Consider the following 14,124-nt stretch of genomic DNA (forward strand, 5'->3'; position numbering starts at 1 on the left):
CGCACCGCTCGTTCCTACGGAATTTGTGTCGTTCGCTAGTGGTATGAACGACGCGACTCTGTAGGAGCGAGGCTTGCCCGCGAAGCTTTTAAGGTTTACGCGGACTCAAAACCATCTGCGCAGGAACATTGCGCAGAATCTGCTTCTCCAGATTCAGATCAAAATCAGCATCGAGCTTCTTCACGCGCTTGGTCAGCAACGTCGCCAACCAAGGGTAGTCCTGGGTGCGTGGCGCCTGAATGCTCACGTCACACTGGTAATTCACCACATCGGCGGCGATCGCATCCAATTGGCGACGAAGCTTCGTCATATCCGTCAGGTTCAACGCAACCGTGGTGCTTTCAGCCGTCGGATCAATGACTTTGGCCTGTGGCTTGGCTTCGGCAGCCATGAGCGCAGCTTCGGCTCTATCCAGCTCAGCTTTGCGGGCATCAACGATGGCGTTGTTGACCCCACCCGTCAGCGCCGGAGCCTTGGGCATCAACGCCCGGGCGCGGCTCAGAGCAGTGGCAGCCGCATTCACATCGCCTTTTTGCAGCACGATCTGACTGCGGCGCAGATAGGCTTCGGCCAGTTGTCGCTGGTATTGCTCAAGGGATTGATCATTGGGCGACTCGGCCTGCAAGGCAGCCAGTTGATCTTCGGCAGTAGCCAATTCGCTGCTGGCGAGGCTTTTTTCCAGCTGTGCGATGGCCGTGGCCCGTGCAGCGGTAGCCTCGGTGGCCGCCGGTGGCGTGCTTTGGCAAGCGCCCAGTAGCAGCGAAAATGCGACAAGGAGCAGATAACGGGAGGCTAACAGCTTCATTCCTGCGACTCTCTATTTGCGCAAAAAACGAGCAAGTCTACACCCCTCGACGGGGCAGGACAAAACTCAGCAGAAACAGTGCGGCGGCCGTCACAACAATCGATGGGCCCGCCGGGGTGTCCTTGAACCACGACAGCGCCAGGCCGCCACAGACCGCGAGCATACCCAGCAGGCTCGCGCCCAGTGCCATCTGCTCCGGTGACCGGGCGTGACGTTGTGCCGCAGCCGCCGGGATGATCAGCAGTGAAGTAATCAGCAACACACCGACGATTTTCATCGCCACCGCGATCACCACGGCAATCAACAACATCAGGGTCAGGCGCAACGCCGCCACCGGCAGACCTTCAACCCTGGCCAATTCTTCGTGCACCGTGATCGCCAGCAATGGCCGCCACAATGTCACCAGCAAGGCCATAACGGCCGCGCTGCCGCCGAGTATCCAGGCCAGATCGGTCGGACTGATCGCCAGCAGGTCGCCGAACAGATAAGCCATCAGGTCGATCCGCACTTCGTGCATGAAGCTTAGTACGACCAAGCCCAGAGAGAGCGTGCTCGGTGCGAGAATTCCCAAAAGCGTGTCGGACGCCAGCGGTTGGCGCTGTTGCAAGGTCACCAGCAGCACGGCTAACAGTAAACAGCCTACGGTGACCGCAACGGTCGGGCTGACATCCAGCAGAAAGCCCAAGGCCACGCCGAGCAGCGCGGCATGGGAAAGGGTGTCGCCAAAATAGGCCATGCGCCGCCAGACCACGAACGAACCCAGCGGGCCCGCGACCAACGCCAGGGCCAGACCTGCAAGCAGGGCGTAGAGCAGAAAATCAGCCATGCTTGCAGCCATCTCCGTGAACGTGGGTAGGGGCCGACGGGGCCGCGCTGACCACCGAACCATGCAAGTCATGGGCGTGGTCGTGATGGTGGTGATAAATCGCCAGGCTTTGTGCGTTCTTTCCGAACAGCTCGACGAAAGCCGGATCGCCGCTGACTTGCTCGGGATGACCGGAACAGCAAACGTGGCGGTTGAGGCAGACCACCTGGTCGGTGGTGCTCATCACCAAGTGCAGATCGTGGGACACCATCAACACACCGCAGCCGTGACGATCACGCAGTCGTGTGATCAAGCTGTAGAGCTCGGCCTGACCGGCCACATCGACGCCTTGCACAGGTTCGTCGAGCACCAGCAATTCCGGCTCGCGCAGCAATGCCCGCGCCAGTAGCACCCGCTGCATTTCGCCACCGGAAACACTTTGCACCGGGCTGTCGATCACCTGTTCGGCGCCGACTTCCTTGAGGGCCGCCAAGGCCATGGCGCGGTCCACGCCTGGCACCAGACGCAAAAAGCGCAGCACCGACAGCGGCAGCGTCGGATCGACGTGAAGTTTTTGCGGCATGTAACCGACCCGCAGTTTCGGCTTGCGCCACACGCTGCCGCTGTCCGGTTTCAACAGACCGAGAACAGCGCGCACCAGGGTCGTCTTGCCGGCACCATTGGGGCCGATCAGGGTGACGATTTGCCCGGGCTCGACGCTCAGCTCAATGTTATCCAGCACGCTTTGCCCGGCAAAGGTGACGGCAACCTGCTCGAGACGGATCAGCGCGTTGCTCATCAAACCCCCTGGCAACCCGAGCAGAGGCCGACCACTTCAACGGTCTGGCCTTCCACGACAAACCCGACATCCTTGGCGCTGCCGATAATCGCGTCGCTGATGGATTTTTGTTCAAGTTCAATCGCAGCGTGGCATTCACGGCAGATCAGGAACTGGCCCTGGTGGGCGTGTCCCGGGTGATTGCAGCCGACGAAAGCGTTCAGCGAGGAGATGCGGTGTACGAGGCCGTTTTCCAACAGGAAATCCAGCGCACGGTACACGGTCGGCGGCGCCGCGCGGCGGCCGTCCTGCTCGCTGAGCACCGCGAGAATGTCGTAGGCACCCAACGGCTTGTGGCTTTGCCATACCAGCTCCAGCACCCGCCGGCGCAAGGCGGTCAGGCGCAGGCCTTGACGTGCGCACAGAGTGTCGGCCTCAGACAATGCGCTATGGACGCAATGAGAGTGGTCGTGGGGACGGCTGGCAATCGGTGTTTTAGGCATGAGCGGCGACGAGTTTTGTGAGAGACGTTATTATGTTACCCGTTCTCGCCTCTTCGAGTGTTCATCGTGCCCCGACTTTTTTCTATCTTTGTCGCATTTATCGCAACTTTTCTGCTGATGGGTTCAGCTCACGCCGAAGTCAAAGTTCTCACCAGTATCAAGCCTCTACAGCTGATCGCCGCGGCGGTGCAGGACGGTGTGGCGATTCCGGAAGTCTTGCTGCCGCCCGGTGCCTCGCCTCATAACTATGCCTTGCGCCCATCCGACGTACGGAAGGTGCAATCGGTGGATCTGGTTTACTGGATCGGCCCGGACATGGAAGGTTTCCTGCCTCGCGTGCTGAACGGTCGTACGCTCCCCAGCGTCGCCGTGCAGGACCTGCCGGGCCTGAAACTGCGACATTTCGCCGAAGATAACCACTCCCATGCAGAAGAAGCCGACGAACATGATCACGACCACCGCCCCGGCAGTCTGGACGCGCACTTGTGGCTTTCGCCGGTCAACGCTCGCGTAATCGCCACAAAAATGGCTGCTGACCTGAGTGCAGCCGATCCTTCCAATGCAGCGCGTTATCAAAGCAACCTCAAGGCGTTCGATGAGCGTCTGGATGCGATGGATCTTCGCTTGAAGGCGCGTCTGGCCGGTATCGCAGGCAAACCGTATTTCGTATTCCACGAGGCCTTCGACTACTTTGAAGACGCCTACGGCCTCAAGCACACCGGCGTGTTCAGCGTCGCGGCCGAGGTCCAACCCGGCGCCCAGCACGTCGCGGCGATGCGCACTCGACTGCAGGAGGTCGGCAAAACCTGCGTGTTTAGCGAACCACCGCTGCGTCCGCGCCTGGCAGAAACCCTGGTGACGGGTCTGCCGGTGAAACTCGCGGAACTGGACGCGCTGGGCGGGTACACGCCGGCGACCGCTCAGGGATATGAGCAGGTGCTGGAGAAGTTGGGGAATGATTTGGCGGGGTGTCTGGAGTCGCTGTAGTCCAGAAAACTGTGTCGGCCCCAATCGCGGGCAAGCCACGCTCCCACAGGGTTTGTGTCGTTCGCCAATATTGTGAACGACACAAACCCTGTGGGAGCGAGGCTTGCCCGCGAAGCTTTTAAAGGGCGAACGGCAAGGGTGTACTGACCTTCTGACGCTGCGCCAACCGCTGCTGAAACTCCATCGGATCGTGAATCAACACGTCCTGCCCGGCGAAAGACTCCGCCGCAATCAACCGCGACAACCAGAACCGCACACATGCCACCCGCAGCATGGTCGGCCACAACTCCGCCTCGGCCGCGATGAACGGTCGCAACGCTGCATAAGCGCCGAGCAACGCCCGCGCCCGCGGCCCGTCGATCAACCCGTCCTCGTCTGAACACCAGTCGTTCAACGCAATCGCCACGTCGTAGAGCATCGGCCCCGAACAGGCGTTGTAGAAGTCGATCAAGCCGGTCAGGTGAGTGCCTTCGAACATCGCGTTATCGCGGAACAGGTCGGCGTGGATGTTGGCTCGCGGCAGCGCCAGAATTTTCGTCTTCTTCTGTGTGATTTCGTCCAGAGCCCGTTGCAGCAGATCGCTCTGCTCGGCATTCAGGTGCGACAGCAACTGCGTACCCTCCTCCAGCATCCAGTCCAGGCCGCGATCCGTCTTGCGCTTGATCATGTTGGCCTGGGTTGCAAGGTGCAGATGACCGAGCAACTCGCCGACCTGAGCGCAATGCTGCGCGTTGGCTTCCTTGATGTGCTTGCCGGCCAGACGCGGCTGCAACAGCGCAGGTTTGCCGGCCAGTTCGCGCAAGGCGACGCCGTCGGTGGTGCGCAATGCATAAGGCACTGGCAGGTCGGCGTCGTGCAGCACGTCGAGCAGTTCAATGAAGAACGGCATCTCCTGAACCGGACCACGCTCAACCAGCGTCAGGACAAATTCGCCTTGCTCCAGGCTGATAAAGAAATTGGTGTTTTCGCTACCGGCGGCAATCCCCTGGAAATCAAGCAGGCGGCCGAGCCCGTAAGGGGCGAGAAAGGTTTCCAGCTCGGGCCGAGCCAGCGGGGTGAACACAGACATGTTTGAACTGCCAGTACGGGCGCCGCTGCTTGAGCCAGCGCCGATTGAAATTAAGAAACTACTTCCACTCAAAAATCTTCCACGACGGGATCAGCATATCCGGCTGATCCGAGCGGATGAAGTTTGCATCCGTTCCGTCCGCACGCACCAGAAAGTAAGGCGGCGCGCCCTTCGGGGTAACCTTGATCGCGTACAGGAAACCGTTTTGGCGGTATTCCTGGATGGTTTTATCGCCTTCCGTGCGAATGGTGACTTCCGGCTCCGGCGATGGTGCATCGTCCGCCGCCATGACGGCCAATGGTGCGATTGCAAACATGCCAGCCAGCAACAGGCGATTTAGTGTGCGCATGATAACCTTGTCCCTTTGTCGTCAACGGTCCCGCTATTCTAGCGCCGGACCCGCCGAAAAGGTTGATCCTGCTCATGAGCCAAGCTCCCCTCGTCCTGGTGGACGGTTCTTCTTACCTGTACCGCGCCTTTCACGCCCTCCCACCACTGACCACGTCCAAAGGCCTGCCGACCGGTGCGGTCAAGGGCGTGCTGAACATGCTCAAGAGTCTGCGCAAGCAGTACCCCGACAGTCCGTTCGCCGTGGTGTTCGACGCCAAGGGTGGGACATTCCGGGACGAAATGTTCGCCGAGTACAAAGCCAACCGCCCGAGCATGCCCGACGACATGCGCGTGCAGATCGAGCCGCTGCACCAAAGCGTGATCGCCCTGGGCTTTCCGCTGTTGTGCGTCGAGGGCGTCGAGGCCGATGACGTGATCGGCACCCTGGCCCGCAGCAGCGCGGCGGCCGACCGCCCAGTGGTGATCTCCACCGGCGACAAGGACATGGCACAACTGGTCGACGGCCACATTACCTTGGTCAATACCATGACCGGTAGCGCGCTGGACGTAGAGGGCGTGAAGGAGAAATTCGGCGTCGCTCCCGAGCAGATCATCGATTACCTGGCATTGATGGGCGATTCTTCCGACAACATTCCGGGCGTTCCAGGCATTGGTCCTAAGACTGCCTCCGGCCTGTTGGTCGGTGTGAACGGTGGCCTGACCGAGCTCTATTCGCAGCTCGACATCGTCCCGACCCTACCGATTCGCGGGGCCAAGACCCTGCCGGCCAAGCTCGAAGAGCACAAGGAGATGGCGTTTCTCTCCTATCAATTGGCAACCATCAAGATCGACGTGCCGCTTGATATCGGCCTCGACGACCTGCAAATGGGCAAGCCGGATCACGACAAGCTCGCCGAGCTCTATACCGTGCTGGAGTTCAAGAGCTGGTTCGAAGAGAACCAGCGCGACGCCAAGCGTTCCGGCCAGGAAGTGACTGCTCCGGTGGCTGAAGAAGCCGCTGTCGAGACTGAGCTCAAGTACACAACGATCCTCACCCAGGCAGACTTCGACCTGTGGCTGAAGAAGCTCAACGACGCCAAGCTGATTGCCTTCGACACCGAAACCACTGGCATCGATGCGCAGCAGGCGCAATTGGTCGGTCTGTCTTTCGCTGTACAAGCCAACGAAGCGGCCTACATCCCATTGACCCACTCCTACATGGGCGTGCCCGACCAGCTCGATCGCGACACCGTGCTACGGGCACTGAAACCGATCCTGGAAGACCCGAACAAGCTTAAGGTCGGCCAACACGCCAAATTCGACATGAACATCCTGGCCAACTGCGCCATTGGTGGCGATCAGAGCTGCGGTATCACCGTGCAAGGCGTCGCTTTCGACACGATGCTCGAATCCTACGTGCTGGACTCCACCGCGACCCGTCACGACATGGACAGTCTGGCGCTCAAATATCTGAATCACACCACCACCGGTTTTCAGGACATCGCCGGCAAAGGCGCCAAGCAACTGACGTTTGACCAGATCTCCCTGGAGCTGGCCGGGCCTTACGCCGCCGAAGACGCCGACGTGACGCTGCGTTTGCATCAAACCTTGCAGGAAAAGCTCAACGCAATTCCGAGCCTGAGCAAGGTCCTGAGCGAAATCGAAATGCCGTTGGTGCCGGTGCTGGCACGAATCGAACGTCAGGGTGCGCTGGTCGATGCCAACTTGCTGGGCATCCAGAGCGTTGAACTGGGCGAGAAAATGGTCGCCCTCGAGCGTGAGGCGTTCGCCATCGCCGGGGAAGAATTCAACCTCGGCTCGCCGAAGCAATTGGGCGTGATCCTGTACGAAAAACTCGGCCTGCCGATCCTCAGCAAAACAGCCAAGGGCCAGGCGTCCACCGCCGAAGCCGTGCTGGCGGAACTGGCCGAACAGGATTTCCCGCTGCCCAAAGTGCTGATGCAGTACCGCTCGATGAGCAAGCTGAAAAGCACCTACACCGATCGCCTGCCAGAGCAGATCAATCCGCGCACCGGACGGATTCACACCTCTTATCACCAAGCCGTAGCGGCGACCGGGCGTTTGTCGTCCAGCGATCCGAACCTGCAGAACATTCCAATCCGCACCGCCGAAGGTCGTCGGATTCGTCAGGCGTTCGTCGCGCCCAAAGGCTACAAGCTGCTGGCCGCCGACTATTCACAGATCGAACTGCGGATCATGGCTCACCTGGCCAAGGACGAAGGTTTGCTCCACGCCTTCCGCAACGATCTGGACGTGCACAAAGCCACCGCAGCGGAAGTCTTCGGGGTTGAACTGGCGGACGTCACCACCGACCAACGGCGCAGTGCCAAGGCGATCAACTTCGGCTTGATCTACGGCATGAGCGCGTTTGGCCTGGCCAAGCAGATTGGCGTTGATCGCAAGCAATCCCAGGCCTACATCGACCGTTACTTCGCCCGTTACCCAGGCGTGCTGGAATACATGGAGCGCACCCGCGCCCAGGCCGCCGAGCAAGGTTTCGTCGAAACCATCTTTGGTCGTCGCTTGTACCTGCCGGAAATCAATGCGAAAAACCCGGCCCTGCGCAAAGGTGCCGAACGCACAGCGATCAACGCACCGATGCAAGGCACCGCGGCGGACATCATCAAGAAAGCCATGATTGCAGTGGACAGCTGGCTGACAGCGTCAGGCCTCGACGCCAAAGTCATTCTGCAGGTGCACGATGAATTGGTTCTGGAAGTGCGGGAAGATTTGGTCGACCAGGTCCGTGATGAAATTCGCGCGCACATGAGCGACGCAGCGAAGCTTGATGTGCCGCTTTTGGTCGAGGTTGGCGTAGGAAATAACTGGGATGAAGCTCACTGAGCCGTCTGAAAAGACGACTTCCGCTGCGGCATAGTGCCGCGGCAGAAAGGACGAAGGGCGCTTAGTTCGGAAAATGCGCGGGGCTATTCCAAAGGCTTTTTAAAAAATTCTGAACTAATCTTCTGAATCGCCACTCAGAGTTACTGAATGGGTGGTGAAGCCCTTCGATGCTCCTAATGTTGTGTTAAGTGTTGGCAGATAATCTGGACCCCGCCCTAGCGGTCCGGAACTTGAACCCCGGAACTTCCCCCTCCCCATAAGAAGTCCGGGGTTTTTTTTGCCCGCGGTTTTTGCAAATGGCTTACTCCGCGAGCTCGGCACCCTTGTCCGCCAGTTCCATCCAGCCCGCCAGTACAGTGTAGGCGTCTTCCAGGCCCATGCGTTTTGGCGCCGAAAACAGTTGGATACTGATCGCATCACCCCAACCCTTGCGGATGTCTGCCTGAACTTTGAGCAGGACGTTTTTCGCTGCGCCGTAGGTCAGCTTGTCGGCTTTGGTCAGCAAAATGTGCATCGGCATGCCGCTGGCGACGGCCCAGTCGAGCATCAGCAAGTCGAAGTCGGTCATTGGATGACGGATGTCCATCATCAAAATCAGACCTTTCAAACTCTCACGACCACCCAAATAGGCTTCCAGGTGACGCTGCCAGTGCAGCTTCAACGGGATAGGCACTTTCGCGTAACCGTAACCCGGCAGGTCGACCAGACGACGATCATCGTCTAGCTTGAAGAAGTTCAAGAGCTGTGTGCGACCCGGAGTTTTCGAGGTTCGCGCCAGACTGGCGTGCGTCAGAGTGTTCAGAGCACTGGACTTGCCGGCGTTGGAACGCCCGGCGAAGGCCACTTCAAAGCCTTCGTCGTCGGGACATTGGTCGACTTTGGCAGCGCTGAGCATGAAGGTGGACTGTTGGCACAGACCGAGGATGGGATTCTTGAGTTGCATGGGATTTCCGATGTGGGCGGCGCCGGGAATGGACGCGGCGAGCAGTGTCGTTTCCGTTTCAGTGACGCCAGTATATAATGCCGCAGATTTTGTGTGCGCTTTGTCCCAGCGTAGGATGAAGTTCACGAGAGCGATTGACCTTGATTGCGCACTAGAACGCAGCACGCTCTCAACCCTGAAAAGGTCGTTTTATGACGAAATGGCTGCTAGCTGCCGGTGTCTTGATGCCGCTTTACAGCGCTCAGGCTACACAGGATCCGGAAGCTGTGTACAACCGTGTTTGTGGTGCCTGTCATTCCGGCCAACTACCCATGGCGCCTCAAAAGGGCGATCAGGAAGCTTGGACGCCGAGGTTGGCGAAAGGTATGGAGACGCTGGTGCAACACGTGACCCAGGGTTTCAAGGCGATGCCGCCGCGTGGTTTGTGCATGGACTGCAGTGCCGAGGATTACCGAGCAATCATCCAGTGGATGAGCGAGTGATCCCGGCCCATAACTCCTTAACCCTTAGCCGTAGTTGGATTAGCTGATGAACAAATTGATCGTGAGTCTGCTGTTGACCGTGGGGATCTCCGGCATTGCCCATGCTGCAGGTGATGCGACTGCTGGCCAGGCGAAAGCCGCAGTATGTGGCGCCTGTCATGGCCCGGATGGCAACAGTATGGCGCCTAACTTTCCGAAACTGGCAGGCCAGGGCGAACGTTATCTGAACAAGCAGCTACACGACATCAAGTCCGGCAAACGCACGGTACTGGAAATGACCGGGCTGCTGACCAACCTGAGCGATCAGGACCTGGCCGATATCGCCGCCTACTTCGCCAGCCAGAAAGGCAGCGTTGGCGCCGCCGACCCGAAAGTCGTGGCTCGCGGTGAAGCCCTGTTCCGTGGTGGTGATCTGGCCAAGGGCCTGCCAGCTTGCACCGGCTGCCACTCGCCGAATGGCGCGGGTAACGCGGCCGCCGGCTTCCCGCATCTGGGTGGGCAGCACGCTCAATACATTGGCAAGCAACTGACCGACTTCCGCAAAGAAGAAGGCGGCCGCACCAATGACGGTGACACCAAAACCATGCAAACCATTGCCAAAAGGCTGAGCGACGAAGATATCGCAGCGGTGTCCAGTTACATTCAAGGCCTGCACTAAGGCCGGCGAATCGGGCGTTGCGAGAGGTGCACATCTCCTGCAACGTTAACGCTCGATTAATCCGTCGATGCAAGCATAAAAAGGGTGGCTTTGGCCGCCCTTTTTTGTGGCCGCTGCCGTTACACTACAGAACTCAAGCCCGCCAGGACCTGTCTGAAAACAGGTCGCGCGAGGCGACCCAAATTGTCCAGGAGTAAAGCATGCGTAATCTGATCATCAGCGCCGCACTCGTCGCTGCCAGCCTGTTCGGCATGACTGCCCAAGCTGCTGAAGCACCCGCCGCCCCTTATGTCGAACTGACCAATCCGGTTCCGGTCGCCGTGCCTGGCAAGATCGAAGTCGTGGAGCTCTTCTGGTACGGCTGCCCGCACTGCTACGCTTTTGAACCGGTGATCAATCCTTGGGTTGAGAAACTGCCTTCCGATGTGAATTTCGTGCGTATTCCAGCCATGTTCGGCGGCCCTTGGGATGCTCACGGTCAAATGTTCCTGACCCTGGAAGCCATGGGCGTTGAGCACAAGGTTCACGCGGCAGTTTTCGAAGCCATCCAGAAAGAACACAAGAAACTGACGACTCCAGAAGAAATGGCAGAGTTCCTGGCCACTCAGGGCGTCGACAAAGACAAATTCCTGGCCACCTTCAACTCCTTCGCCATCAAGGGCAAGATCGTCCAGGCCAAAGAGCTGGCCAAGAAATATGAAATCTCCGGTGTTCCAACCATGATCGTCAACGGCAAGTATCGCTTCGACGTGGGCTCTGCCGGCGGTGCCGAACAAGCACTGCAACTGGCCGACAAACTGGTCGACAAAGAGCGAGCGGCTAACAAGGCTGCTGCCAACTAAGCGCGGGGCCTGCCATGCGCCGCTGGGGTACTGAACGCATCGTTGGCCTGCATGATCCGCGGGTCAACGAGCATCATCTGGAATCGACGGGTTTGCCCGCAGATAGCCGTCTGCGCTTGCTCAGTTTCAATATCCAGGTCGGCATCAGTACTGAGCGCTATCGGCACTACCTGACCCGGGGCTGGCAGCATCTGTTGCCGCACACCGGGCGTGCCGACAATCTGCAAAAGATCGGCAACCTGTTGGGCGACTTCGATCTGGTCGCCTTGCAGGAGGCCGATGGCGGCAGCCTGCGATCAGGCTACGTCAACCAGGTTGAACACCTGGCCCAGCTCGGTGCATTCCCCTACTGGTATCAACAACTCAATCGCAACCTCGGTCGCCTCGGCCAGCACAGCAATGGTGTGCTCAGCCGCCTGCGCCCGTGGGCGATTGAAGATCATCCGCTACCGGGGCCCAAGGGTCGCGGGGCGATTCTGGTGCGCTTTGGCGAAGGTCCTGAGGCGTTGGTGGTGGTCATGATGCACCTGGCGCTGGGCGCTCGCGCCCGCAGCATGCAACTGGCTTACATCCGCGAGTTGATCGGCGGCTATAAACACCAGGTGCTGATGGGCGACATGAATACCCACGCCAGTGACTTGCTGCAAAACTCCCCGTTGCGCGACCTTGGTCTGCTCGCGCCGCAACTGGAAGCGACGTTCCCTAGCTGGCGCCCGCAGCGCTGCCTGGATCATATTCTGCTGAGCCCTACCCTGACCCTTGAAAAGGTCGAGGTGCTGGCACAACCCATTTCCGATCACCTGCCGGTCGCGGTAGAGATTCGTCTGCCGGGTTCGCTCACGGCTGATGCATTGCCCGCGTTGAGTCCTGCCCCTCGCGGATCCCATGAATGAGCGACGAAGCACAGCGCTGGAAAGAGAAATACCTCAAAAGCATCGAACAACAGGAAAAGCTCGAGCGTCGATGGGACGCCCGGCTCGATCTGCTGCGCCGCGGGCTGGTGCGCAGCACCCTGGCCGCAGAAGGTACCGATCGCGCGGTTGACCAGTGCATGAAGGAAATGCGCGAAATCGTGCGCTCCGATGACATGGACGCCGGTCTGGCCGCCCTGCTCCCGCGGCTGGAAAAAGCCGTGCTCGACTCCGAACAGCGCCGGGAAACCCGTGTCAATCAGACCAGCGCCGCACTGACCGCGCTGGTCTCCCAGCTGCAAACATTACCGCTGCCCCGGGAAGTGACCCGGCCGCTGAAAAACTTCGCCAAGCATCTGGATACAAGGGTCGGGCAGGCGCGCGAAATTCCGTTGCTGCTCAGCGAACTGAGTGGTCTGCAAGGCAAAGCCTTGGGTCAGCTTGAAAATCCGGCGGAACCCGGCCGCCCCGGTTTGCTTCAACGACTGTTTGGTAGCCGTGAAACGGATGAAACGGCATTACAGGTCATCCCCGCCACTGTCCCGACGCCCACCCTGCAGCATGCCGAAGCGATTGCTGTGCCTCATGCCGAGAGACCACAGGTAAACGTCGATCTCGCGCCAAATGTCGATAAGCCGCAAGTGGCGGTCGCACACGTCGCCGCTACCGCTGCTGCACCCGAGCCAGTAACGATCGAGACATTGCCCGCAGCAGCGCCTTCTCCTGCCGTTGTAGCATTTGTCCCGCCGGTACTTGAGCCAGAGCAAGCACGCGCCAAGACGCCAGAGACGCAACCGGGCATTGAACATCCGGAAGAACCGGCTCCATTGATCATCGAGCCAGCCACACAGGCTCCACCGGCACTCAATCCCGACGAACTAACCCCGGTGGCTTACCTCGACAGCCTGCCGCTACCCCCGGCCATGACCCAGGTGTTGGCAGCCGCCGGCCCTGAACAACCCGAGCCGGATATTCTCTACGCCCTGCCGGACTCACCCGAACCGTCCTATAGCTCGGTGGCCAAGCACATCGAAGACACGCTTCTGGGCTTACTCGACGACCTGACGCTCCCCGAGCGTCATCGTCCGCAAGCCGAAGCCATGCGTGATCGATTGAAAAATGGCCTGAACTGGTACGAATTGCTGCCAATTCTCGATGATCTGGCAACCTTGATGCTGGCAATCACCGACAGCGGCCAGCACGAATTCGAAGCCTATTTGCAGCAGCTCAACGAGCGCCTCGAGTCGTTCCAAAGCAACTTGCAAGCCGCCAGCGAGGGCCATGCCGACAACCGTTCTGCCGCACGAGAGATGGACACCCAGATCCGCGAGCAGGTCGACGGCTTGCAGAACAGCATGCACGACGCGGCCAACCTGGACGATCTCAAGCACGTCCTGGAAAACCATCTGGAAGGCCTGCTCGGCACTATGGACCAGCACCAGAGGCAGCGTGACGAGCGCGAGCAGGAAGTGGCGGCCCGCCTTCATGGTCTGGCCGAACGCGTTGCGCACATGGAGCAGGAAGCCTTGGGCTACCGCGAGCATCTCGAAGAGCAACGCCAGAAAGCCTTGATCGATCCGCTGACCGGCTTGCCTAACCGGGCAGCCTGGAGCGAACAGCTGGATCACGAAATCAGCCAATGGCAGCAACAGGGCAACTCCCTGTTGCTGGCAATGCTCGACCTCGACCATTTCAAACGTATCAACGATAACTATGGTCACCTGGCGGGCGACAAAGTGCTGAAAATCATCGCCAGCGTGCTCCGCAAGCGCCTGCGCGGGACGGATTTCATTGCCCGGTTTGGCGGTGAGGAGTTTGTCCTGCTGATGCCCGCGACAGTACCGGCTGTCGGCGCGAAACTACTGGAAAACCTGCGCGCGTCGATCGAAGCCTGCCCTTTCCACTTCAAGGGTGAGCCGGTGACCATCTCCATTTCCATGGGGCTGACTGCGTTCAAACCCGGCGAACATAGCGATCTGGTGCTTAAAAGAGCCGATCAGGCGCTATATCGGGCGAAACATGCCGGCCGCAACCGGATAGAATTGGGCTGACGCTCAATTGTTCCATTTTGTTTAAAACTTCACGTTGGCCGTCTGAGCGCAAGGCAGTACGTTACACTGTTGCATTACTGTCTTGCGTGTATTGC

14 protein-coding genes are annotated in these 14,124 nt (G+C 59.4%); 7 read left to right on the plus strand and 7 right to left on the minus strand.

The genetic code is table 11. The features are described from left to right. Nucleotides 1-88: 88 nt before the first annotated feature. From ACYZT5_RS24190 to zur, 4 genes are read right to left on the minus strand one after another with little or no spacing between them, the layout of a single operon-like run. Nucleotides 89-805: a PA5502 family lipoprotein gene (locus ACYZT5_RS24190; RefSeq protein WP_462047719.1), complete on the minus strand. Its 717-nt coding sequence runs from the start codon at nucleotides 803-805 to the stop codon at nucleotides 89-91. Between the two features lie 37 nt (nucleotides 806-842). Then, nucleotides 843-1,631: a zinc ABC transporter permease subunit ZnuB gene (znuB, locus tag ACYZT5_RS24195; RefSeq protein ID WP_462047720.1), complete on the minus strand. Its 789-nt coding sequence runs from the start codon at nucleotides 1,629-1,631 to the stop codon at nucleotides 843-845. Beyond that, nucleotides 1,624-2,409 carry a zinc ABC transporter ATP-binding protein ZnuC gene (znuC, locus tag ACYZT5_RS24200; protein ID WP_462047721.1) on the minus strand — a complete coding sequence of 262 codons (786 nt, stop codon included), beginning with the start codon at nucleotides 2,407-2,409 and terminating at the stop codon, nucleotides 1,624-1,626. The genes znuB and znuC overlap by 8 nt, the downstream gene beginning before the upstream one ends. Next, entirely contained in the window at nucleotides 2,409-2,891 is a 483-nt protein-coding gene (gene zur, locus ACYZT5_RS24205; protein WP_462047722.1) for a zinc uptake transcriptional repressor Zur, read from the minus strand. Before zur ends, znuC begins: the two co-directional genes overlap by 1 nt. 66 nt (nucleotides 2,892-2,957) lie before the next feature. On the opposite strand from zur, the gene znuA reads away from it, so the two are divergent. Further along, nucleotides 2,958-3,878 (plus strand): zinc ABC transporter substrate-binding protein ZnuA, encoded by a 921-nt coding sequence (gene znuA, locus ACYZT5_RS24210; RefSeq protein WP_462047723.1) that lies wholly within the window; start codon nucleotides 2,958-2,960, stop codon nucleotides 3,876-3,878. A gap of 118 nt (nucleotides 3,879-3,996) precedes the next feature. Here the strand turns inward: znuA and ACYZT5_RS24215 are convergent, their stop codons facing one another. Further along, nucleotides 3,997-4,947, minus strand: coding sequence for a homoserine kinase (locus ACYZT5_RS24215; protein WP_462047724.1), 951 nt, complete (start codon nucleotides 4,945-4,947; stop codon nucleotides 3,997-3,999). Nucleotides 4,948-5,005: 58 nt separating this feature from the next. Next, nucleotides 5,006-5,296 carry a DUF2782 domain-containing protein gene (locus ACYZT5_RS24220; RefSeq protein WP_462047725.1) on the minus strand — a complete coding sequence of 97 codons (291 nt, stop codon included), beginning with the start codon at nucleotides 5,294-5,296 and terminating at the stop codon, nucleotides 5,006-5,008. Nucleotides 5,297-5,370: 74 nt separating this feature from the next. On the opposite strand from ACYZT5_RS24220, the gene polA reads away from it, so the two are divergent. Continuing rightward, nucleotides 5,371-8,142 carry a DNA polymerase I gene (gene polA / locus ACYZT5_RS24225; RefSeq protein ID WP_462047726.1) on the plus strand — a complete coding sequence of 924 codons (2,772 nt, stop codon included), beginning with the start codon at nucleotides 5,371-5,373 and terminating at the stop codon, nucleotides 8,140-8,142. A gap of 301 nt (nucleotides 8,143-8,443) precedes the next feature. On the opposite strand, the gene yihA is transcribed toward polA, so the two are convergent. After that, complete coding sequence (yihA, locus tag ACYZT5_RS24230) at nucleotides 8,444-9,085, minus strand: ribosome biogenesis GTP-binding protein YihA/YsxC (RefSeq protein WP_046044882.1); 642 nt, start codon at nucleotides 9,083-9,085, stop codon at nucleotides 8,444-8,446. A gap of 191 nt (nucleotides 9,086-9,276) precedes the next feature. Between yihA and ACYZT5_RS24235 the strand changes: the two genes are divergently transcribed. The 5 genes from ACYZT5_RS24235 (at nucleotide 9,277) to ACYZT5_RS24255 (ending at nucleotide 14,029) form a co-directional block, all read left to right on the plus strand. After that, complete coding sequence (locus tag ACYZT5_RS24235; RefSeq protein WP_123356939.1) at nucleotides 9,277-9,567, plus strand: c-type cytochrome; 291 nt, start codon at nucleotides 9,277-9,279, stop codon at nucleotides 9,565-9,567. Nucleotides 9,568-9,613: 46 nt separating this feature from the next. Continuing rightward, nucleotides 9,614-10,225, plus strand: a complete 612-nt coding sequence (locus ACYZT5_RS24240) for a c-type cytochrome (protein WP_462047727.1) — start codon at nucleotides 9,614-9,616, stop codon at nucleotides 10,223-10,225. A gap of 200 nt (nucleotides 10,226-10,425) precedes the next feature. Next, nucleotides 10,426-11,067 (plus strand): thiol:disulfide interchange protein DsbA/DsbL, encoded by a 642-nt coding sequence (locus tag ACYZT5_RS24245; protein WP_462047728.1) that lies wholly within the window; start codon nucleotides 10,426-10,428, stop codon nucleotides 11,065-11,067. 14 nt (nucleotides 11,068-11,081) lie between these two features. Next, nucleotides 11,082-11,960, plus strand: a complete 879-nt coding sequence (locus tag ACYZT5_RS24250) for an endonuclease/exonuclease/phosphatase family protein (protein ID WP_462047729.1) — start codon at nucleotides 11,082-11,084, stop codon at nucleotides 11,958-11,960. Then, on the plus strand, nucleotides 11,957-14,029 hold the full coding sequence (locus ACYZT5_RS24255) for a GGDEF domain-containing protein (RefSeq protein ID WP_462047730.1): 2,073 nt from the start codon (nucleotides 11,957-11,959) through the stop codon (nucleotides 14,027-14,029). Before ACYZT5_RS24250 ends, ACYZT5_RS24255 begins: the two co-directional genes overlap by 4 nt. Nucleotides 14,030-14,124: the final 95 nt, after the last annotated feature.

The sequence above is a fragment of the Pseudomonas sp. LB3P14 genome (assembly GCF_054898045.1).